The sequence below is a fragment of the Haloarcula sp. JP-Z28 genome, from assembly GCF_011440255.1.
Classification (GTDB): domain Archaea; phylum Halobacteriota; class Halobacteria; order Halobacteriales; family Haloarculaceae; genus Haloarcula; species Haloarcula marismortui.
The window spans coordinates 1-19,670 of sequence record NZ_JAAOHT010000040.1; the positions used below are offsets into that span (position 1 = coordinate 1).

The 19,670-nt window shown below is 57.1% G+C and carries 23 protein-coding genes, 1 tRNA gene and 2 pseudogenes; 12 read left to right on the top strand and 14 right to left on the bottom strand.

All coding sequences use genetic code 11. The features are described 5' to 3' along the window. The first annotated feature begins 1,151 nt into the window (after positions 1-1,151). From G9463_RS14305 to G9463_RS14325, 5 genes are all read left to right on the top strand, one after another. Positions 1,152-2,024, top strand: a complete 873-nt coding sequence (locus tag G9463_RS14305) for a hypothetical protein (protein ID WP_165897073.1) — start codon at positions 1,152-1,154, stop codon at positions 2,022-2,024. A 122-nt stretch (positions 2,025-2,146) separates the two neighbouring features. Next, positions 2,147-2,410 carry a hypothetical protein gene (locus G9463_RS14310; protein WP_165897074.1) on the top strand — a complete coding sequence of 88 codons (264 nt, stop codon included), beginning with the start codon at positions 2,147-2,149 and terminating at the stop codon, positions 2,408-2,410. 130 nt (positions 2,411-2,540) lie between these two features. Next, entirely contained in the window at positions 2,541-3,089 is a 549-nt protein-coding gene (locus G9463_RS14315; RefSeq protein ID WP_165897075.1) for a hypothetical protein, read from the top strand. 97 nt (positions 3,090-3,186) lie between these two features. Next, positions 3,187-4,149 (top strand): ArdC-like ssDNA-binding domain-containing protein, encoded by a 963-nt coding sequence (locus G9463_RS14320; RefSeq protein ID WP_165897076.1) that lies wholly within the window; start codon positions 3,187-3,189, stop codon positions 4,147-4,149. Positions 4,150-4,723: 574 nt separating this feature from the next. Then, positions 4,724-4,897, top strand: coding sequence for a DUF5786 family protein (locus tag G9463_RS14325; RefSeq protein WP_004966025.1), 174 nt, complete (start codon positions 4,724-4,726; stop codon positions 4,895-4,897). A 291-nt stretch (positions 4,898-5,188) separates the two neighbouring features. Here G9463_RS14325 and G9463_RS14330 read toward each other — a convergent pair whose 3' ends face one another. The 3 genes from G9463_RS14330 to G9463_RS14340 form a co-directional block, all read right to left on the bottom strand. Then, complete coding sequence (locus tag G9463_RS14330; protein ID WP_004966024.1) at positions 5,189-5,566, bottom strand: hypothetical protein; 378 nt, start codon at positions 5,564-5,566, stop codon at positions 5,189-5,191. A 183-nt stretch (positions 5,567-5,749) separates the two neighbouring features. Further along, a complete protein-coding gene (locus G9463_RS14335; RefSeq protein WP_165897077.1) occupies positions 5,750-6,043 on the bottom strand; it encodes a hypothetical protein in 294 nt (97 codons plus the stop codon). Between the two features lie 65 nt (positions 6,044-6,108). Next, positions 6,109-7,455, bottom strand: coding sequence for an RNase J family beta-CASP ribonuclease (locus tag G9463_RS14340; RefSeq protein ID WP_004966377.1), 1,347 nt, complete (start codon positions 7,453-7,455; stop codon positions 6,109-6,111). A gap of 534 nt (positions 7,456-7,989) precedes the next feature. On the opposite strand from G9463_RS14340, the gene G9463_RS14345 reads away from it, so the two are divergent. From G9463_RS14345 to G9463_RS14355, 3 genes are all read left to right on the top strand, one after another. Further along, the gene (locus G9463_RS14345) at positions 7,990-8,658 is read left to right on the top strand and encodes a hypothetical protein (RefSeq protein WP_152418998.1); all 669 of its coding nucleotides are present in this window, start codon (positions 7,990-7,992) and stop codon (positions 8,656-8,658) included. A 158-nt stretch (positions 8,659-8,816) separates the two neighbouring features. Further along, on the top strand, positions 8,817-9,671 hold the full coding sequence (locus G9463_RS14350) for a sugar phosphate isomerase/epimerase (RefSeq protein ID WP_241432839.1): 855 nt from the start codon (positions 8,817-8,819) through the stop codon (positions 9,669-9,671). Between the two features lie 3 nt (positions 9,672-9,674). Further along, positions 9,675-10,037, top strand: a complete 363-nt coding sequence (locus tag G9463_RS14355; RefSeq protein WP_338041817.1) for an enolase C-terminal domain-like protein — start codon at positions 9,675-9,677, stop codon at positions 10,035-10,037. A gap of 98 nt (positions 10,038-10,135) precedes the next feature. Here the strand turns inward: G9463_RS14355 and G9463_RS14360 are convergent. Further along, a tRNA-Met gene (locus tag G9463_RS14360) sits at positions 10,136-10,210 on the bottom strand. Positions 10,211-10,353: 143 nt separating this feature from the next. Here G9463_RS14360 and G9463_RS14365 point away from each other — a divergent pair. Beyond that, a complete protein-coding gene (locus G9463_RS14365) occupies positions 10,354-11,604 on the top strand; it encodes an MFS transporter (protein ID WP_165897078.1) in 1,251 nt (416 codons plus the stop codon). 280 nt (positions 11,605-11,884) lie between these two features. Here the strand turns inward: G9463_RS14365 and G9463_RS14370 are convergent, their stop codons facing one another. Then, on the bottom strand, positions 11,885-12,202 hold the full coding sequence (locus G9463_RS14370; protein WP_049919453.1) for an RPA12/RPB9/RPC11 RNA polymerase family protein: 318 nt from the start codon (positions 12,200-12,202) through the stop codon (positions 11,885-11,887). A 147-nt stretch (positions 12,203-12,349) separates the two neighbouring features. On the opposite strand from G9463_RS14370, the gene G9463_RS14375 reads away from it, so the two are divergent. Next, entirely contained in the window at positions 12,350-12,529 is a 180-nt protein-coding gene (locus G9463_RS14375) for a hypothetical protein (RefSeq protein ID WP_004966382.1), read from the top strand. Between the two features lie 55 nt (positions 12,530-12,584). Here the strand turns inward: G9463_RS14375 and G9463_RS14380 are convergent, their stop codons facing one another. From G9463_RS14380 to G9463_RS14395, 4 genes are all read right to left on the bottom strand, one after another. Beyond that, the gene (locus tag G9463_RS14380; RefSeq protein WP_165897079.1) at positions 12,585-13,949 is read right to left on the bottom strand and encodes a dihydrolipoyl dehydrogenase; all 1,365 of its coding nucleotides are present in this window, start codon (positions 13,947-13,949) and stop codon (positions 12,585-12,587) included. Next, complete coding sequence (locus G9463_RS14385; protein WP_165897080.1) at positions 13,946-14,329, bottom strand: helix-turn-helix domain-containing protein; 384 nt, start codon at positions 14,327-14,329, stop codon at positions 13,946-13,948. The genes G9463_RS14380 and G9463_RS14385 overlap by 4 nt, the downstream gene beginning before the upstream one ends. A gap of 101 nt (positions 14,330-14,430) precedes the next feature. Beyond that, positions 14,431-15,054, bottom strand: coding sequence for a transcriptional regulator (locus G9463_RS14390; RefSeq protein ID WP_004966386.1), 624 nt, complete (start codon positions 15,052-15,054; stop codon positions 14,431-14,433). A 70-nt stretch (positions 15,055-15,124) separates the two neighbouring features. After that, a complete protein-coding gene (locus G9463_RS14395) occupies positions 15,125-15,385 on the bottom strand; it encodes a hypothetical protein (protein ID WP_165897081.1) in 261 nt (86 codons plus the stop codon). Positions 15,386-15,563: 178 nt separating this feature from the next. Here G9463_RS14395 and G9463_RS14400 point away from each other — a divergent pair, with 178 nt between their 5' ends. After that, entirely contained in the window at positions 15,564-16,034 is a 471-nt protein-coding gene (locus G9463_RS14400; protein WP_004966389.1) for an HTH domain-containing protein, read from the top strand. A gap of 36 nt (positions 16,035-16,070) precedes the next feature. Here the strand turns inward: G9463_RS14400 and G9463_RS14405 are convergent. The 3 genes and pseudogenes from G9463_RS14405 to G9463_RS14415 form a co-directional block, all read right to left on the bottom strand. Then, positions 16,071-16,415, bottom strand: a pseudogene (locus tag G9463_RS14405) (pyridine nucleotide-disulfide oxidoreductase); the annotation flags it as partial. 95 nt (positions 16,416-16,510) lie between these two features. Further along, on the bottom strand, positions 16,511-17,230 hold the full coding sequence (locus G9463_RS14410; protein ID WP_165897082.1) for an NAD(P)H-hydrate epimerase: 720 nt from the start codon (positions 17,228-17,230) through the stop codon (positions 16,511-16,513). A 79-nt stretch (positions 17,231-17,309) separates the two neighbouring features. After that, a pseudogene (locus G9463_RS14415) lies at positions 17,310-17,669 on the bottom strand (mercuric reductase); the annotation flags it as partial. Positions 17,670-17,874: 205 nt separating this feature from the next. Between G9463_RS14415 and G9463_RS24045 the strand changes: the two are divergent. After that, the gene (locus G9463_RS24045) at positions 17,875-18,114 is read left to right on the top strand and encodes a winged helix-turn-helix transcriptional regulator (protein WP_370457924.1); all 240 of its coding nucleotides are present in this window, start codon (positions 17,875-17,877) and stop codon (positions 18,112-18,114) included. On the opposite strand, the gene G9463_RS14425 is transcribed toward G9463_RS24045, so the two are convergent. Continuing rightward, complete coding sequence (locus G9463_RS14425) at positions 18,115-18,876, bottom strand: ABC transporter ATP-binding protein (protein ID WP_165897083.1); 762 nt, start codon at positions 18,874-18,876, stop codon at positions 18,115-18,117. Beyond that, the gene (locus tag G9463_RS14430) at positions 18,873-19,622 is read right to left on the bottom strand and encodes an ABC transporter permease (RefSeq protein ID WP_370457925.1); all 750 of its coding nucleotides are present in this window, start codon (positions 19,620-19,622) and stop codon (positions 18,873-18,875) included. The genes G9463_RS14425 and G9463_RS14430 overlap by 4 nt, the downstream gene beginning before the upstream one ends. Positions 19,623-19,670 lie beyond the last annotated feature (48 nt).

Consider the following 19,670-nt stretch of genomic DNA (forward strand, 5'->3'; position numbering starts at 1 on the left):
GACTCGGCTTCCTTCGCACACGGACCAGTCAACACGACGTGCTCGATGGCACGGAATAGCGGTCGGTCTCTTGCGCCCCATGTCTTAGTTCACGCTCTCTTGGGATAGCAGCGTTTCCATCAAGTCAGCATATAACAGAGTCCGGCGGCATTCGGGACAGACATATGGAACTGGCGTAAGACTCCCCGACATTAGGCGGCTGACGAGTCCACCCTCCGTTGACACGATTGACGGCTGTCCGTGGCTCTCGTTCAGTTTCATCCGCTCTAATGCTTCATTGCAGTCCGGGCAGTGTTTTTCTGAGGGCATATGCTTAGAGAGTACCCACACTTACTAAAATCAGCATAGTCTCCTCACTTCGTTTTTTACGACTTTATCCAAGTAAATACACTGGAGATGCGCATCGCCGCCAAGCCATCCAACCCCCTACGGATCGCTTCTTCATCAAGTATTGACTCTCTTAATTAGCAACTGTACCGGGTAATCGAAGTAGCGCTGGAAGATTGCGCCGAAAGAATGAATACTTGGCTCTTATGATGATGTGAGAAGACGTGACCCCGCCCTCCAAACTCAGTCAGAGGAGTAGTCAAGCTGATGCGGTGGATCAGTTCCCCTTTCATGGCGTCGCAACGGCTGCCCTCGGTGCATTAGGGGTAGCTATGATTCTTCCACTAGTGTTGGCCGTAGCTCCAGACGAGTTCGTCGATGATATTAGCTTGCAAAGCTTTGTCATTGGCCTCGTATTGGCGATTACTATTGATTATGTACTCGGTTACCTCACCGATGATAGCAGCCATTGGCCAACCCTTCCGACATGGATACATTCAGACTACTCATTTATTATAGTGTTTGCATCTGGTATAGTCGCATTTAGTATGTCACTGCTTCCTGCACCATCCTGGGCACCTGCTGTGGCTATCGGTGGAATGCACGCGTTTGCGACTGCAGGTGTCACCACACTCATTCTCGGGGGGACTCGCAGTGCTGTATGGGTGGTACGTCAGGTAGCCTGAACACCGCTCAGTATGCACACCTACACAGTAGCAGTTCACCCTCTCTAATGGATACGGAACCGTATTCACAGCAAACATGACACCGACGCCGCCAACGGCTCATTTTGTGTGCCCTCCGGCAAGTGGAGGGCAATCGAAATGTCACAGTCTACAGCGGCCAGTAGCACCGAAGCAGCAACTACAGACGCCGAAACGAGCGTGCCAGAGACGCCGGCGGACGGTGACGCAGAACTCGACACTGCGGACCTCCTGTCGCTCGATGCCCCGCAGCATCTGCAGATCAGTGGCGAGGTACAGTTGTTTGAGCGGATCTTCGCGGCGGCTGGCACGGTCACGGACAAGACGCGGATAGGGATTGCAGAGTCGGGAATCGCCATCCGGGCGGCTGACCTGCAGGGACACGCGATGGTCGACTTGCGTGTTTCTGGGAGTTCGTTCACCTCTTTCGATGCAGGGAGGGGGACACTAGGAGTGGACGTCGGTAGGGTTCGGGATGCACTCTCGGTCGGCGACGCAGGCGACCTTGCACAGTTCGCACTCGATGCGGCAAACAGCACGCTGGAAATCAACATCGACGGGATAACGCGCACTATCGAGCTTGACCCAGTTGAATCGCTCCGCTACCCTGTCGAGATGCCGGATATCGACATCCCAGCAACCGTCCACCTGAGTCCAGACGCCATCTCGCTTGGTCTTGACGCAGCGGATATGCTCGCCGACCGGTTTGACCTCTCTGTTGACTCCGATGCCGGAGAAGTGCGGTTTGCCGCAGACGGCGACACTGACAGTATGGTTTATACGTGGGACGACACGGATCTCATCGCCTTCGAGCCTGCGGATGTCGAAGTAAAACTGGACTCGTCACTCGTCAAATCGGCAAACGCTGTCCTGCCAGACGGCACGAATCGGGTTCTACATATCGGAAACGGGGTGCCGCTCGTGCTAAAATCGGAGTTCCCTGATGCCGATGGAGCGATGCAGTTCGTGATCGCACCGAAGCTCCCGAACTGACTCGGTTCCCCGTGGTTTTGCGGAAACGGTGGTGTGTCTTAACCAACAGCGACCGCTGTACTTCGCAACTGTCGGTTAGCACTATTTTTGTGTCTCCCCGGTCGGGTGAGGGATTTTCCTCTATGGACCCGACCGAAACAGTGCCAGACTACGAGCGCTTCGAGCGTGAACAGATCGCACAGGACCGCGACCGACGGCGTCTCGATACCGTCGAGATCGACGAGCCACGAGGCCGTGAGGTCGTTAGCAGTCTACTCAATGAGGGCGTGGTTGAACCGATTCCAGAACAAAACGTCTTGCAGCACGTTCCGTCCGGGCAGTGTTTTGACTCCGACATGGCGCTGGTGTACTTCCACAAGGGGTGGGAGGCTAGAAGCGAGGAGTAGCCAACTCGAAGGCTAACCAACACAGTGCCCCACATTCTACTCGGTGTTGGTTAGCGTCAGGACCTCTTCTCTGATGCGGCGTATGGGCGCGTCCCGAGAGTTGATACCCCATCGGAATTTCCCCAAGCGTATGGACCGCACTGACTGGCCGACACCCGGCCCGAACGAGCCTGTCCCGGCATGGGACGAGTACCGACAGCTGCGCGAGGCTGTCCACGACTATCTGGATCACGAGCCAGAGGACCCAACGTGGGCGGACATTTGGAAAGCACTCGGCGCGATCATGGGCGAGTACCAGCGCGATGCGTTTGCCCAAGCCTTCGACCTCGATGCGCCTACCGAGACAGCCTGCATACGGCGTCTTATCACGGGCGACGACGAGTGCCCTCACTCGCCGCTTGACGCCGACAGCGACCCGAAGGGGCCGCCTCACAGCCCGCCAGCAGACGACCACTCGACACTCTGGCTTGACGATGGCGAGCCGGCGTTATACTCGATGCACGTCTATCCGGGAAATATCGAGCGATTGGATTCGCAAGAGCCGCCACACAATCTCTGGTTCGACGTCTTCGAGTTCGCTGCCGAGTGGGGACTAGAAGTCTCTGTCCTCCCGAAATCGTGGTACAACCTTGGCTCGGCTGTCCACGTCGTCTTCTATCCCCCGGAGCGGTACAGATAGCCAGCACACTCTGCTCTCGCTCAGTCAGCCAGTCGATTTTCTGTCCCCCAGTGGAGGTGCAGGGGCGTGCCCGAGAGCGCGTCCCAGAGACAGATCAATGTCAACGATACAGTCAGAGACTCCAGAGCAGTCGTCCAGCCAGCAGACCACTTGCACCTTCGACGATTCGGACTCCCGGGACGAGGAGATGCGCGACCAACTCGATGCGTGGGTCGAGGATCTTGCCGACCTCACGAGCGAGGCCCAAGCTAGCGAGCAGTTCCAGCAGTGGCTCGATGTGCAGAGCAAGTTCCACGATTACTCGGCTCGGAACACGCTACTCATCAAGCTCCAGTGTCCCGAAGCAACCCGAGTCGCCGGCTACAATACGTGGCAAGACGAGTTCGACCGCTACGTCCAGCAAGGCGAGGACGCGATCTGGATCTGGGCTCCCATCATCACGAAGAAGTGCCCCGAATGCGGCAATTCGCCGTCATACCACGAGAACACTGATTGCAAGTACGACGAGACAGAGCCCGAGCAGTGGCGGCGGGGACTGGTCGGGTTCCGGCCAACGTCGGTGTTCGATATCTCTCAGACCGAGGGCGAACCGCTTCCCGAACTGGAGACAGAAGCTCACGGCGACCCGAATGGACTTGTCGAGGACCTGTTGGACGCCACCGACGAGATCGGCGTCGACGCGAGAATCGTCGCTCCCGAAGAGTGGGAGCATGGGTCTGCACGGGGTGTCTGCGAGCGTCGGAACGTCATGACGACAAATCCGATGGTCGAAGCGGTCGACCGAGACAATCGGGCCGCCCTCGCGAGTACACTGATTCACGAGTTCGCCCATGCGGACCTTCACTTCAATGTCGAGGATGAGGCGGAGCGGTCGAAACGCGAGGTCGAAGCCGAGGCAGTTGCCTATGTCGTCAGTCGTCACTTTGGGCTGGACCCAGAGAACTCGGCGTTCTACTTGGCGGCGTGGGACGGCGACGCACCAGAGACGCTTCGGGACCGGTTGGACCGTATCTCGTCGACTGCGGCGGATCTGATCGACGCCGTCGAAGGTGCCAGCTGAGAGGGAGCGGTATCTTTCCAGACGTGCTTGAGAGGAGTGTTTTGTGACTCCCCTGGTGGGCGAGGGAGTCGAATATGCGTTCCACAGCAGCGTCAGGTGGCAGTCTTGTCGGACAGTTTCTGAGTGTCTTAGCAGATTTGCGTGACCAGATTGGAGGGCCGTACTACCTCGGGGATGTCAACGGTCGGTTGGACTGGCCCGACAGAGGAGTGTACTTCTTTTTCTCGCCAGCAAGCGACCTCAGACAGATGCCCTCCACAAAGTGGCGACTCTCACGGATCGGTACCGTCGGCGTCAGTACCGGTTCGTCGAACACGCTCTGGAACCGACTCAGGCAGCACCGAGGGAACGTTCGCGGGAAGTACGCTCGGTCGTGGACCAGTTATCAGAGTATATCTCGTCAACGGAGGCGCTGGATCATCAATCGCGGATCTGAGAGTGATGGAGGATCTTACTGATCTGATTTGTTGCGACACAGATATGCGGACGATCAATGACGCTCAAAATAATCAAAGCGGGAGTGAGCTAATCTGAAATCAGTCGTTTTTAGTGAACGCGTGGCCATTGTTTTTGTATGGGTTTTGGAAGCTACGATGAATCTGAGCAGCAGGACCAGAACGTTGAGACTGATGAAGATGATGGGGTCGCAGTTCACGAAAACGACCACGATGGCGAAGTCTCGTTTGAGACTGAAGCCTCAACCGACGAACTGGTCAATAAACTGGACGATATCAAGGATACAAACTGAACTCAGCTATCGGTTCCCACCAACAGACCTGTTGCAGAAATAGTAACATTGAATCCGTTGGGAGATTATCTCCCTAATGACACAGTAGTTTCCAGCGATCGGCGGCGATTTAGGGCCCGATGATGCCATTACGGCTGAGGGCGTTGGTCCCGCGATATCCTCTCCGAATCGCGGTACCTCATGCTATCTCAGCATGTGCAGGACCGAGCGCTCTCTCGAAGCCTCGGCCTGCTCTCTTGCCTCCAAAAGAACATATCGCTACTTGGAAAAAATCCCACAACTGCTCAGAGATTATTCGATAGTTGCTTCTAAGGCTGTTCGAACGGATGCAAGAGCTTGAACCGTGTCATAGTCGCCATTTGTGAGCGAGACAAGTCCACCGTGGTCCTGACTGTTGGGAAGCCACACCTGAATAAATCCTTCAGACCCGGTGATCACTGTTGACTTTGAGACAGGTTTCTGCCAGAGTTCAGCCTCTTCCCCGGTATACAGTGGGTGAATTCCATCAGGAAGCGGTTTTGTAGTCTCTCGACGGAAGTCGGGATCAGATGTAAGCATATCTGCGATATCTCCTTCAATCACATGCTGTTCCGCTGTGGCTTCAAGTTCATCATAGAAACGTTCGACGACATTTCTAGCAAGCGTTTCGAGATCCTTGGCCGGAATCACTCGATTAACGTCGGAAAAGATTTGCCCGTTCCGTTCCAGCGGAGTTGCGTTGATACCAATATTTATTTCAGCAGTACTAGGACGGTGATAGAACGCGATGTTTGCACTTGGTTTACCACCGGGAAGATACGGGTCTGGGATTTCGATGAATGCAGCCTGAGGAATTGACTCGATAATATCGAATTATTTTGCGAAATAGACCTTGAGAAGGCGCACATCGTCCTTGTTCGGTGACCAAGAGACTAACCGCCGAAGTGTGTCTTGGTCGGGATTTCTGTCGTAATAGAAGAGTTCGTCTCGTGTATAGTCATCCAATGCAACCCATGCCAAATAATCAATCGGTCCGTCATCAACGAAAATCACCTCTTCAACTGGACGACGAATGGCATCAGGATATCGTTCGATAGTTATCTCAGCTAACCGATCGAGATCCGTTCCTGGATCGATCTCATACTCATCTGGAATATTGTTTAGCATACGGTTGGCTGAGCGGGTGTGCTCAATAAAAATCAATTGATACGAGAAACACTCCCGACTGGAATTTAATCAACCAGCTGAATCGTGTTCCCGTTTCTGGTCACGTGGAGGTCCCGACCGAGTTTGTATCCCTTGGTGCCAGCGGTATCGATATACCCGGAGAACCCCTTGAGATCTTGGTGAGCCGGAATAACGTGCTGCGGTTCGAGTGCGTCAAGCATCTGGTAGTGACCTTCTTTCCGCAGGTGGCCCGAGACGTGCACATCGTCGTAGATACGTGCCCCCTGCATTCCCAGTAAGGTCTCCGATTGGTATCGCTGCCCCACGTTTGTCGGCTCTGGGATCACCCGTGCAGAGAAGATGATTTTGTCACCCATCTCCAGATCATACGATGTCTCGCCACGTCCCATCCGCGTGAGCATTGCCCTGGGCTCTCCCTGGTGGCCCGTGACGACTGGCAGGTAGTCTTCTTTGCCTTCGTTCATGATGCGCTCGAATGCCCGGTCGACAGACTTGCGATGCCCATACATTTCCAGATCATCCGGGAAATCGACGGCGTCGAGTCGGTTAGCGGTCCCTGAATACTGTTCCATGGATCGTCCCAGCAACACCGGTTGCCGCCCGATTTGCTCGGCGAACTCCACGATTGACGAGACGCGAGCGATATGGCTTGAAAACGTGGTAGCGACGATACCACCATCGAAATCCTCTAAGCTCACCATGACATCTTCCAGTTGGCTACGCGCGACGGCTTCGCTCGGCGTCCGTCCTTTCTTGTTTGCGTTTGTGCAGTCTTCGATATAACAAAGGACACCGTTGTCTTCGCGCCCGATCTCTCGGAACCGCTTCATATCGATGGGATCACCAATGACGGGCGTGTGATCCATCCGCTTGTCGAGCCCGTAGACGATTGCGCCCTCTGGTGTATGGAGGACTGGATTGATCGCGTCGATAATCGAATGGGTGACGTTGACGAATTCGAGTTCACATCGCTCGCCGATCGACATCGTACCGCCGGCATTCATTTTTACGATATCATTATTGACGTGAAACTTGCCCTCGTCATGGATCTCTTCCTCGACAAGCGCCGCAGTGAACGGTGTCGCCACGATCGGGGCGTCGTATCGGTGTGCGAGTTTCGATATCGCACCGATATGGTCGAGGTGTCCGTGTGTTGGGACAATCGCTTTGACATCTCCCTTGAACTCGGAGAGGACCCTATCATCTGGAATGGCATCCATGTCGATAAGGTCCAGCGAATGCATACTCTCAGTCTGGATATTGTCGTGAATCAGTACTTTGGAGAGATTCAGGCCCATGTCGAAGATGACGACGTCACTACCTGCTCGCACGGCTGTCATCTGTCGCCCAACCTCTTCATAACCGCCTATAGTTGCAATTTCAATTTCCATCGCTAGGTCCGATCAGAGCGGTCCCAGAACTCTCACTGAGTGCGCCAGTATAATGGAGGGCAGCCCGTAGTCGCAGTATCCAAGCCATCGTGACTCGCAACAAACAAACTACGACTCTTCACCGGTCTGCCCGGGGACAGCGCGTCTTTCGGTTATCCGAGCAATTGGTGCGAATACATAAGTAGTCACTGGAAGCCTCATGTCGTTCACCCCAGAATGCATCGCAACGGTATTTGCGGTTATCAATGCGCAGTATCGTGTAATGAAACAGCTAAAATGCCGGCCGTATTATTGAGGACTTGATCTGACTTCCGTGAGATGATAAATGACGCAATATTCAAAACTCATTTATTTAATACACGCTAACTGGATACTACGAAGGAGTTCGTCTGTCCGTTCTTCGTTTACCCATTGGGTCGCCATCATCCTAATGCGCTCTCCAATGGCACTGCTCTGAGATGTGCCGTGCCTGCTCGCTGTTTATGCCGACCCTGGGTCACCTAGAGATGCTTGGGCGGACCCACCGACCGACATATGACTAACACAGATAGTACTACCAAAGATGTCGACTTGCTCTCAGATACGCTGAGTGGTTCAACTGTACTCGTCGCACACGCTGACGACCCTTCTCAATCTGCTGTCAGCCTCCGGATTCTTGAAACGCGTGGAGCCGCTGCTGATACAGCCTTTGTGGTTACAACGACTGAAGGCGTTGATCAAACAATAGCGACGTATGAGCAGCTAGGGACACGAACAGCGCGCCCATCGCTTAGAATTATAGATACTGTTTCTGAGCAGCAATCCATTTCGGCGCTGTACGACGAGACACCCGCGGTTTTCATACCATCGCCAGGTGATCTCGAACGATTGGTCATCGCACTCTCGGAATTAACAGAAAATATGGGCACTAAAACAGGAGATCGCCACCTCATCGTTCGATCACTCTCTCCAATTCTTGCAGCTGCCCCGATTGACCACGTTGGAACCGTCATTGAACGGATCACGGGACTGCAATCGGAGTCTGGGCTTTGTCTACTCGGATTCAATTACACCGTACACGATGAAAAGACTATGAAAGCGGTTGCTGACCATGTTGACGGGATTCTCTGGATTAATCAGGCAACAAACGAATTTGATTTCGAATACCAAAGTGTGCATAACCGGTACGATCAAACTTCGCTCCAGAATACATCAAATAAATAAGCAATTTTCCATCGTTTTACTGAGGCTTCTCAAATAGATTCTCTATTACTTTCGGTTGCGAAGTTGTAATATATAATGTGAACTGGGAACCACAAACAGCCATCCAACTATACAGCGTTCGGTCCCTGACTAATTCGCTTCCAGAAATCATTCGTCGTGTGGCCGATGCTGGGTACGATGGTGTGGAGTTTGCAAACCGATTTCAAGAGGAGTCTCCGGAATCTGTTGCTGCTGTACTTGAGGAAACTGAGATTGAACCTGTCGCAGTTCATGCCGATTTATCTACCATTGAAAAGACTCTCGATGGTGACGCAGATCTCATTGAACGGTGTCAGATAATCGGCTGTGATACGCTTATTGTGCCACATCTTCCGACTGGCGAATTCCGGACTCGGCAAGCAGTACGTTCGCTCTCGTACCGTCTCCGGGACGTTGCTGCAGGGCTAGGCGACTATGATATGCACCTCGGATTGCACAATGATCGGAGGCTTCTTGCCCCATTACTTCCAGACGGCGCACATACTCTCGTTGAAGAAACACCAGTCCCGGCACGAGTCGGTGATACACTCCAGACGATGGCACGCCGATGGGAACCGAAGGATCCAGAACAGATATCCAGTGAAACGCCGCTCTGGAACCTCATCGCAAGAACACGACCAAGCGAACTCTGTTTCGAAGTGGAAGTCGCCGAAATCCAGACAGCTGGGTATGACCCGGGTACCGCGCTTGAACTATTTGATGGGCGTGCCGAAATGATCCACCTTCGAGATGTCGCGTCTGCTGGTTTCCTCAGCGGTTACGAGAACGTCCCGCATGGTGATGGGATTGTTGAGATGGACTGTATTATCGAGGCAGCTACTCGCACTGGTGTTGATTGGATAGTGTACGAGAACGAACTCGATAGCGACCCGAATCAGAAAATCGAGGAGGGAGCCAGTCTGTTAGATCGGATAATCGCTGAGTCACAGTCCTCAAGTGAGTCCGAAACTGCGTTGCAGGCCACACAGTCCTGATTCATCCAGCCGGACGTGACTAACTACGGGAGTCTCCAAGAGGTCCAGCATGCGGCTGCGATAGCCAAATCACGGTACATGACGATCGCACCGCACAACCCGAATGCCGGTGTGAATACTGCCGCTTCGCTGCATCTCTGTGCGGGCATTGAAAACCTCGAAGTGCTGGAGCATATGAGCCGAGATGTTGACTGGGGTGAGGAAATCGTTGACTATGACTGGGAAGTCGAAGACGGTGCAATCGAAGTACCTGACAAACCCGGTCTGGGTGTCGAATTCGATCCAGAAGCGGCACGGGATCATCCCGGTGAGTCAAAAGACAGCCACAGTCTCTTCGACGCTGAAGGTGCACTCAAGCGACCCTGACACCGACCAACATTCTGTGGTGACAGGTCTCCGACTACCAGCTGACCTAATTGGGATAACAGTAAGTGATAGATCAGGACAGTATCGAGACACGTTGATAGCGGAGGGTGAATTTGAATCACCGATCTCCGGGTCATGAGCCCAGCGGAATCTCCGGGCTATCCTACTCCGCTATCGTATCTCTGCCACTGAACACAATTATATGTAGCGTACCTGGTTTTGTTATAATTGTACCATTTTGTTTTTTAGAGATATTTAATAAACACTGAGTCTGGTCGACTAACCCGAAGTCGAGAGGATTAATTACGGGGGTATAATGCGTTCGCGTGTGACTGATCGATTCCAATTCTATCCTCTCTATCTGACTCGGTTCGTTGCCAGTCTTGGATTCATAACACTTCTCACACTGCTCCCGAATTATATTGAACAGCTCGGCGCGACTGGGGTTGTTGTCGGCCTCTTTGTCACAGCACTTGGCATCGGTCGGACGGTTGCACTCGTCCCGCTTGGATGGGCCGCAGACCGGTATGATAAGCGTCTTCTGCTGTTGCTCTCGATGCTTCTCAGTGCTATCTCGTACGGACTCTTCGTCTTTGTGGACTCTTCGGCGGGATTCATCCTTGCACGAATACTACAGGGGCTGGGTATCGTCGGGACGGGTATTATCAGTCTCGCTCTTGTCGGAGAACTCGCCGCTGCAGACGAACGCGCAAATCAGATCGGGAAGTACAATTCATGGCGGATGGCGGCAGGAATTATTGGAACGATCGGAGCGGGTGTTCTCTATGATGCGTTCGGATTTGACCCGATTTTCGTGGTCTTGGTTGTTCTCTTTGTCATCGCGCTTTTCGGTGTCTGGTTCCTTGTCGAGGCAGACGATTCGGCTATCGAAGGATTTGCCTTCTTCGAACTGGCACTCAACGAGCGGATTCTGACGGTGACGAGTTTTCGTGCCCAGTATGCAGTCTCTGTAACGCTTGTTCGAAATTGGGTTCCGATCTTTGTCGGTGTCTCCGTGGCTCGTGGTGGTCTTGCACTCAGTGCCACTGCTGTGGGTGCTGTCGTCGCCACCGAAAAATTCACTAATATGCTCGGCCAGCCATTCATGGGCCGGTTTTCGGACAGATATGGTCGGGGACTTTTTATTGCAGTCGGGGGCGGCTTCTACGGTCTTATCACATTTGCGATCCCACTGGCGTCATCGGTAGGTGAGGGACTCAGAATCTCAGTGACGCTGCCAGTACTTGGAACCGTTCCTGACGTGTTCTTCGTCGTACTGCTACTGAATGGACTCCTTGGGTTCGCAGACAGTATTCGTGAGCCTGCTAGTATGGCCCTCTTTGCTGACGAAGGGAAAGGAAGCGGGATTACGAGCAGCATCGGAATCCGTGGACTCGTGTGGCGCCCAGGAGCGCTGCTTGCCCCGCTTCTCGGAGGGTACCTGATGGACTCTGTGGGAATGGAGTGGGTGTTTTTTATTGCCGGTGGAACTGTTTTGACCGGGGTACTGACGTTCCTTGGAATAATCTCCAAACGGTTTGGAACGGACGCGCTGGCACGCTGGTAATCACTACCGGCCAGAACGAACAATTATTGACAGAATGGGTCTCTGCTGATCAGCAGCAGCTGGCCGGCGGAGCCAAGCCCCAGCGATGAGCGGACACGAAGCGCCTACTGATCTAGTCCGGTTTCGACCTGCTCTCCCAACAGAGTCGGTACTGGTACCCTCCCTCAATAGGTTTCCCAGGCAGGTCTTCGATAGTCGTATCGGACAAGATCCATTTACCGAGGTGTCAAGATTCCGGACTCGACAAAAAAGCCACCTCCGGAATTCGTGAAATGTGCCGTCAGGACTCACGCCACTTGTGGCCGCACTTGACGCAGGTGAACAGCCGAACCTCGTAGGAGCCACCCGGCTTCGGTAGCATCTCATAGGAGGCCCGGTTGCTGTCGCAGTTGTCTGCCAGACAGGGTTCCTGCATCGTCTCGGTGGTGCCCTGGGTCGCGTCGGCTACGGCGGGTGCCCCGTCGTCCTGTTGTCCGTCCTGTGTCGCCATCACTGCTTCTGCTTGCGAGTCCCGCTGCTCCTCGTTCTCACAGGAGCGACACACCCATGTGTCGCCCTCCGTGTGCATAATTGAACCACACTCATCACAGAATTGCATATAACGGAGGAATACACGGTTGTCGGATATATGTGTTAGTTTCCGATTCGCCGTGGATTTCAGCTAATTGTGGACACTGACTGTACAGCGCTGTCGAAGAGGTTAAAATCAGCAGTCATTTATTATCCTGCTCAGATATGTCTACACATGCCACACTGTGAGAACTGTGACAAGCATTTCGACACCGTTGACGAAGTCGAGCACGAAGAAGTAGACGAGATGGCTGTTGAGGAGACTGCAGACGGCCCACCACAGATTCGTATCGGAACTGGAAAACGCGATGTCTGGCGATGCAAAGGCTGTGGGAGTGTACTTGGTGTCCGATGAAATCACCACGAGCACGTAAAACAACCTTTCGGTTGAGAACGTAGGAGCGGCGTGGCTACACTGGGACGTCTCTGAAGGCGTACTCAACGACTTTGTTGAGCGTCGGGTGTGCATGCATAATTTCGGTGATATCGGCGACGGTTCCCGTTCCGCGCCGCATTGCGACGACAACCTCGTGAATCATTGTTGAGGCCTCATGGCCCAGCACGTGACAGCCCAGAATCTCGCCATCAGGTGCGGCGAGGACCTTCACGAACCCATGGTCGAGCTTTTTCGCCCGTCCCATCGGCGTGTCCGGCAACTCCGCCCGGCCGGTGACATATTCCCGACCGACCTCCTCTAGCTCTGTTTCGGTCGCTCCGACACCGGCCATCTGTGGCTCGGTGAAGATGGCGTGAGGCATCGCGGAGAAGTCGGCCTCGCGGGTCCCATCGTGAACAACGTTCTCGATTGTGACCTGCGTCTCGTAGTCCCCGGCGTGTTTGAACATCGCGTTGTCGGCGATGTCCCCCTGTGCCCAGACGCCCTCGGCCGACGTGGCCAGCGTGTCGTCGGTGACGATGAAGCCGTTGTCGTCGGTTTCGATGCCGGCGGCGTCCACATTGAGCGTGTCTGTGTTCGGGCGGCGACCCAGCGCCACCAGCACGTCGTCGCCGGTGACCGCTACTTCGTCGCCGTCCTCCGTCTCTGCGTGGACCCGAACGCCACCGTCGGCTTCCTCGACGGCCGTCACACGATGGCCGGTGAACACCTCGTGGCGGTCCCGGGCGATGTCCGTGTAGGCCGCTGAGAGCGCCCGGTCTTCCCGTGGAACGAGCGTGTCCATCATTTCGACCAGCGTCACGTCGGTCCCCATAGACTCGAAGAAGTAGCCCAGTTCGACGGCGATGTAGCCGCCGCCCATGATAACGAGCGAGTCGGGCTGGTCGCGCCGATACAGGGCGTCGGCGCTGGTCATGTAGTCGACCGAGTCCAGGCCGTCGATGGGCGGGACGACCGGTCGGCTGCCGGCGGCGACTACGACCTGGTCCGCGCTGAGACGCTCGCCGTCGACTTCGACGGTCCGCTCGTCAACGAACACCGCCTCGTGCTCGTACAGCGTCAGGTGGTCTTTCTCTGCGTAGCGCTCTTCCATGCCTTCCGCGAGCGGGGACAGCGTCTCGTCCATGTCGTCGATGACGGCGGCGTAGTCGATGTCGTCCAGCGAGGCGTCGTTGAAAAACTGGTCGGCCTCGCGGACGCGGTTCGCCGCGGTCGCAGCTTGGATGAGCATCTTCGAGGGGTTACAGCCGCGGTTGAGACAGGTTCCTCCAAGAGGACCGGGTTCGACGAGCGCCGTTTCGAGGCCCGCGTCGGCGGCTGCCGCGGCCACGTTGTTCCCCGTGCCACCACCGATGACGAGCACGTCGTAATGCGTCATCGCTTTTCCTCCGCTGGCGAATGTTCGGCGTCCCACCGGAGCAGTTCCTCGACGACTGGCTCCAGCGCCGCACCGCGCTCGGTTAGCGAGTATTCCACCCTGACGGGCTGGTCGCTGACGATCTCTCGGGTCACGAGCGCCTCGTCTTCGAGCGAAGAGAGGCTCTCGGAGAGCATCTTTGAGGAGACGCCGTCGAGGCGACTCTTGAGGTCACTGAACCCCAGCGGGCCGTCCTCCAGCAGGTGATAGACGATTCGAAGATGCCACTTCCGACCCAGCAGTTCGTGGATATTGCCGAAGGCGACGTCGATATCGGCAAAGTACGGCCGCGAGACGGTGCTCGACTGGTCCCAGCTGACAGCGCGTGATTCGGAGCTCATGCTGTATCCCGACTGTGGATCGATACGCTCCTTAAGACATCTCGGACCCGCGGACGCGAGTCTAGTCACCGGTAGCTATATATATCAGGACTGGCGGGTACTCACTCGCTCCCGCCGCTACCGCGAAACCGCTCCCAGAATATCTCGTCGAGGCCGCTGTCATAGTCGGCGTCTAGGTAGTCCTCCTTCGTGAGGTTTGCCTCCTCGATGAGCGATGCCGCCTCGCCGGCCCAGACGTAGAAGCCGATCAGCGTCTCCGTGCGCATCTCGTCGAGGTCGATGGAGTGGTAGACGTTCACGAACCCGCCGGACTCGCGGTTGAGTTGGGATTTTTCCAGCAATCCGAACTCGACCAGTTCGTTGAGGTACTTCCTGATGGTCCCCTCTTCGTAATCGAGTTGGGCAGCTAATTCCTTCGACGAGAGCGGCCCCTCGCCGATGACACAGAGGCAGATGTCAAGCCCCGGCTTCGGCAGGCCGAAGGCGTCGAGCAGGACCTGTCGGATGTCCGGCGGCCGAATCTCCAAGTTCGACTGCGTCACGCGCTTCATCTCGTCGCCGTGGCAGGTCATCCCGCCGTCACAATCCTGCATCGAGAGCACGACGTTGGCACAGTTCTGGCACTTGTATATCGAGTACTCCCGCGCTCCGAGGTCAATCTCCCGACGCGTCCGGTCGTCCGTCTCGGTATCGAACTCTGTCGTCGATGTATCGTTTTCGGTCATATGTTTGTCAGTCCCATACCACAGCTGTTGCAGGCCCTACAGGAGCCCGGGTCTTGAAACTTGGAGGCGTTCACCCGTCGACCACGTCGACAGCCACCACGTCCTCCAGTTCGACGTTGAGCCGGAGAAACTCCCTCGCAGTAATCGTGGGCCGGTAGCCGTCGTCGGTTTCGACGACGAACTCGGTCCCACAGAGCGACCGAAGCACCCGTATCACGTCCGCCGGTGACTCGCCACACAGGTCCGCAACCGTGTCGGGGGCGACCGGTTCCTCCGTGGCGTCGTAGCGGTCGCGGAGGGTGACAAGAACTGTGTGTGGTGAGAGAGACATGAGAGCGGAGAGTGCCTGCGCGAATACCAACTGTTTCCGAACACACCATCAAATAGGTTGCTTACACCGATCGCACCCTGTTACGCCGGGTTAACCGCACGATTATTAGCAGGGGCGGGATTTATTCACACATGCGTCGACGACGCGAAAGAGTGGCCCGTACTGATGGTGGGTGACGATGCAGGCCCCCGAAGCAGTTCTGAACGCGACGACGGCAGACCTGCGTCTCGAACTGTTCGTCCGCTCACTCGCTCCTGAGACGGCCAGACCACAACAGGAGGCGGTCATCGAACGGCTCCGAGACCTCGCCGACGAGGTGGCCGACACCGAACTCTACGTGACCGGCGATTGCGTCTGTCCGTCAACGGTGGCCGCGGAGACCGAGACTGGCCGCTTCCTGCTGGACCGGTACGAGGCGTTCGAGGAGTGGGCCGACGAGAGCGGCGTCGAACTCGTCGGCTTTCGGAACCGCTGTGTCGATTCGTCGATGACCGGGGAGACCGTCACCGGCATCCAGTTCCCGCGGCTGACGCTGGCCGTGTTCGCCGACGACCAGCTCCGGTTCGTCGCACCCGCAATCAGGAACGGAACGGAGACGACCGTTGCCGACGCACAGGACGAAATCGAACGGGCCATCGTCCAGCAGTGAGTGACTGTTGCCGTCGTTTTTCCGCCGCGACCTCGTTCAGTCCAGTTTGCCGTTGAGGACCTTCGCGGCCACCAGCACCGGGTCCCAGACGGGGCTGAACGGCGGCGCGTACGCCAGGTCCAGCCGTTCGAGTTCGTCCACGGTCATGTCCGCCTCGATAGCCGTCGCGAGCATGTCGATGCGGATCGCGGCCCGGTCCTCGCCGACGATTGACCCGCCGAGTACACGACCGCTTTCTCTGTCGGCGACCAGTGTCACATCGGTGTCGTCGCCGCCGGGGTAGTACCCTGACCGGGAGCCGGCTGTGACGGTCTCCGAGACGGGTTCGAAGCTGGCCTCACGAGCCTGCTCGTGGTCAAGGAGGCCGACGCGACCGCATTCGGAAACAGCATCGGGTCGGTCATGGCTGCTGTTTCGGTCCGCTGGCAGGACTTTCTGTCGATGGCTGTAACGCCCGAGGGGTCCGGACCGCCGTGTCACTGCCGTCGTATCTCCACCGTGTACGAGTCGTCGAACGGCGACGTGTAGGGGCTATCCAACTGCTCGTACACGCCAGCCGGAATCGAGATGTCGGCGAGGCGAAGCGCCGCCCCCGTCTCGGTGAGGCCAGTTTTGGGAAGCGCGAGCGTGACCACTTGGTCGGGGTCGACGGCCGGCCCCACTACCGCGCCGGTCGTCGCGTTTATGCCGGAGGGGACGTCCAGCGACACTACCGGGCAGTCACGCTTCGCAGTCGCACGAGCGAGGTCCGCAGCCTGACCGCGCAGCGCGCCGTCGAGACCGTACCCGACGAGCGCGTCGACGAGTGCTGCGGGGTCAGCGCTTTCGAGTGCCGCTGTGCCGACATCGATTGGCACGTCCATCGCAGAGAGCGTCTCGTACTGGGTCCTGGCCGCGCCTTCCAACTCTCCCGGGTCGCGGTCGAGAACGACCGAGACCGACAGCTCGCGGTTTGCGAGGTGTCGGGCACAGCAGAGGCCGCCACCGCCGTTGCCGCCGCTACCAGCGAGAACTGTTACCGGACCAGACCGGACCTCACGGACCGCTGCAGCCAGATTCCGGCCCGCGTTCTCCATCATCTGGAGCAGGCTCAGGCCGAACGTCTCGACGGCAACCCTGTCGACCGCGCGCATCTCTGCGGCCGTCACAGCGGGAACCGGCTCTCCGTCGGCTGTGTGGAACAGTGTCGAGTCCATAGCTTGTGGACGGACCTACGTAGCCGCCCGGTTTGGAGCTACTCCCGCTTCAACTAGAAATTGGGACACCATCCCCGCTTCACTCGACGCAGCAACTCATCGTCGACGTGTCTCGGCGGAAGGCCTGGCAGGCATGTTTGAACGCCTCGCTGAACGTAGGGAACGGGTGGATGGTGTCGATGATGTCGTCAACGGTGAGGCTGAACCGGACGGCCAGCGTCGCTTCCATGATCATGTCGGCGGCCCGGGGGCCGACCATGTGAGCACCCACGATCTCGTCGGTCTCGTGATGTTTGACGACCTGCACGAGGCCGTCGGTGTTCGCGGCCGCCTTCGCCCGTGGAACGTCCGCCATCTGGACGGTGCGACACGAACAGGTCCCGTGTTCGGCCATGTACTCGGCCTCGGTCGTCCCGACGGCGGCGACCTCAGGGCTAGGTCGTAGGAGCGTGACTCTTGCATTGACACAGGTTTTGTTCCCGAAGTAATTGTACTGTGGAGTCCAAAGCTATAGAGGAGGTTCGAGGCCACGAAGCTATGGCGGATACTACCAGAAACGACGAGCCGACCTGTGATGTCGACGGGACGTGTTACTGCCCGCTGACGGGCGCCATCGACACGCTCAGCCAGAAGTACGCGATGCAGTGATAAGCATTATCCGGGCTCACGACTCGCTCCGCTTCAGCGAGATTGAGGCCCACCTCTCGGGGGCGAGCACGTCGACCATCTCGAAGCGGCTGGAGGAGTTCGAATCGGTCGGGCTGGTCTCCCGAACGCAATACGACGAGATTCCCCCGCGGGTCGAGTACGCGCTGACCGATGATGGTGACGCGGTTCGGACCCGGCTTGAACCACTGCTGGAGTGGGCCGCGGCCGACGGGTAATCACGACTGGATGAGGCCGAGAATCCGCTCGTAGTAGTCCCCAAACTCAGCGTCGGACCGCGACCGCGGCCGGTCCATGTCGACCTCGACGATTTCCCGTATGCGGCCCGGCTCCGACGCCATGACGATGACCTGGTCTGCGAGTTTGACAGCTTCCTCAACATCGTGAGTGACGAACAGAATCGTCTTTCCTGTCTCCGACCAGATGTCGAGGAGCTCGTCCTGTAGCATGCGCTTGGTCTGAGCGTCGACGGCCCCGAAGGGCTCGTCCATCAGCAGGAGGTCGGGATTGACGGCGAGCGCGCGAGCCAGTGCGACCCGCTGTTTCATTCCGCCCGAGAGGTCGCGGGGATAGCTGTCCGCGAAGCCGTCGAGGCCGACCAGTTCAAGCAACTCATCGACGCGTTGCTGTCGCCGCTCGCTGTTGACACCCTGTTTTTCCAGCCCGAAGCCAACGTTTCCAGAGACGGTGCGCCACGGAAACAGGTGGTACTCCTGAAACACGAGTCCGAGTTCTGGGCCAGGCCCTTCAACTGGATCACCGCCGAGATACACTGTCCCGGCCGTCGCGGGTTCGAGCCCCGCGATGATGCGAAACAGCGTTGTCTTCCCGCTGCCGGAGGGGCCGACGATACAGACAAACTCACCGGCACTAACATCGAAGGTGACGTCCTGTAGCGCCTGGACACTGCCTTGTGGCGTGTCGTACCGCCGGCCGATACCGTCGACGAGGACCCGCGGCTGCATCGTTTCGTCGGTCATCGCCACGCGAGCGCCCTCCGTTGGACAGCCCGAAAGGCGGTGTCGACTAGCAGGAACATCGCACTCAATACGAGGATGTAGGTGATGACGACATCGACCCGAAGGTTGTTCGAGGCTCGAAGGATTTCACGGCCGATGCCAGCGACACCGAAAATTTCAGAAGCGACGACGAGCATCCAGCAGCGACCGATTCCTGTTCGAATGCCAGTCATGATTTCGGGAAGCGATGCCGGAATGACGACCGACCGGATCAGCTCCACGTCTCCCTGGACCCCAAGGCTTCGGGCAACGTCCAGCAGATCGTCCGAGACGCCCTCGACACCGCCGTAGGCACCGTAGAAGTTGATCCAGAACGCGCCGATAGCAATGATGAACGCGGCCCCAGCGTGGTTGATCCCCAGCCAGGCAATTGCGAAGCCGATAAGCGCCAGCGGCGGCACCGGTCGCAGGAGGCGCACGACTGGGGCGGAGATGTCGTCGAGATATGGACTCCAGCCAAGCGCAACTCCCGCAGCGACACCGAGGCCTGTCCCGATGACCGCGCCGGGGAGCCAGTGGATGATACTGCTGAGGAGTGCAACCGCCATGTCGCCGGAAGCGGCCTCAGCCACGAACGTCTCCGCGACAGCCACCGGCGTTGGGAGGATGTAGCTCGGCTGGGTCAGGGCCACGAGCCACCAGAGCACGAGGAACCCGAGGATACCGGCGCTCCCGCGGAGCGCCCGCTGTGTGTCGATATCGAACATCGGCGAGTCGACCCCGTCGGCGTACTCGCTATCGTCACCGACTTCAAT

Coding starts and splice junctions, on each gene's coding strand:
- G9463_RS14430 (WP_370457925.1), bottom strand. CDS start 19,622: ATGTTCGATATCGACACACAGCGGGCGCTCCGCGGGAGCGCCGGTATC.
- G9463_RS14425 (WP_165897083.1), bottom strand. CDS start 18,876: ATGACCGACGAAACGATGCAGCCGCGGGTCCTCGTCGACGGTATCGGC.
- G9463_RS14345 (WP_152418998.1), top strand. CDS start 7,990: ATGACTAACACAGATAGTACTACCAAAGATGTCGACTTGCTCTCAGAT.
- G9463_RS14315 (WP_165897075.1), top strand. CDS start 2,541: ATGGACCGCACTGACTGGCCGACACCCGGCCCGAACGAGCCTGTCCCG.
- G9463_RS14400 (WP_004966389.1), top strand. CDS start 15,564: ATGCAGGCCCCCGAAGCAGTTCTGAACGCGACGACGGCAGACCTGCGT.
- G9463_RS14310 (WP_165897074.1), top strand. CDS start 2,147: ATGGACCCGACCGAAACAGTGCCAGACTACGAGCGCTTCGAGCGTGAA.
- G9463_RS14335 (WP_165897077.1), bottom strand. CDS start 6,043: ATGCTAAACAATATTCCAGATGAGTATGAGATCGATCCAGGAACGGAT.
- G9463_RS14325 (WP_004966025.1), top strand. CDS start 4,724: ATGGGTTTTGGAAGCTACGATGAATCTGAGCAGCAGGACCAGAACGTT.
- G9463_RS14320 (WP_165897076.1), top strand. CDS start 3,187: ATGTCAACGATACAGTCAGAGACTCCAGAGCAGTCGTCCAGCCAGCAG.
- G9463_RS14340 (WP_004966377.1), bottom strand. CDS start 7,455: ATGGAAATTGAAATTGCAACTATAGGCGGTTATGAAGAGGTTGGGCGA.
- G9463_RS14410 (WP_165897082.1), bottom strand. CDS start 17,230: ATGGACTCGACACTGTTCCACACAGCCGACGGAGAGCCGGTTCCCGCT.
- G9463_RS14305 (WP_165897073.1), top strand. CDS start 1,152: ATGTCACAGTCTACAGCGGCCAGTAGCACCGAAGCAGCAACTACAGAC.
- G9463_RS14380 (WP_165897079.1), bottom strand. CDS start 13,949: ATGACGCATTACGACGTGCTCGTCATCGGTGGTGGCACGGGGAACAAC.
- G9463_RS14365 (WP_165897078.1), top strand. CDS start 10,354: ATGCGTTCGCGTGTGACTGATCGATTCCAATTCTATCCTCTCTATCTG.
- G9463_RS14375 (WP_004966382.1), top strand. CDS start 12,350: ATGCCACACTGTGAGAACTGTGACAAGCATTTCGACACCGTTGACGAA.
- G9463_RS14385 (WP_165897080.1), bottom strand. CDS start 14,329: ATGAGCTCCGAATCACGCGCTGTCAGCTGGGACCAGTCGAGCACCGTC.
- G9463_RS14370 (WP_049919453.1), bottom strand. CDS start 12,202: ATGCAATTCTGTGATGAGTGTGGTTCAATTATGCACACGGAGGGCGAC.
- G9463_RS14390 (WP_004966386.1), bottom strand. CDS start 15,054: ATGACCGAAAACGATACATCGACGACAGAGTTCGATACCGAGACGGAC.
- G9463_RS14395 (WP_165897081.1), bottom strand. CDS start 15,385: ATGTCTCTCTCACCACACACAGTTCTTGTCACCCTCCGCGACCGCTAC.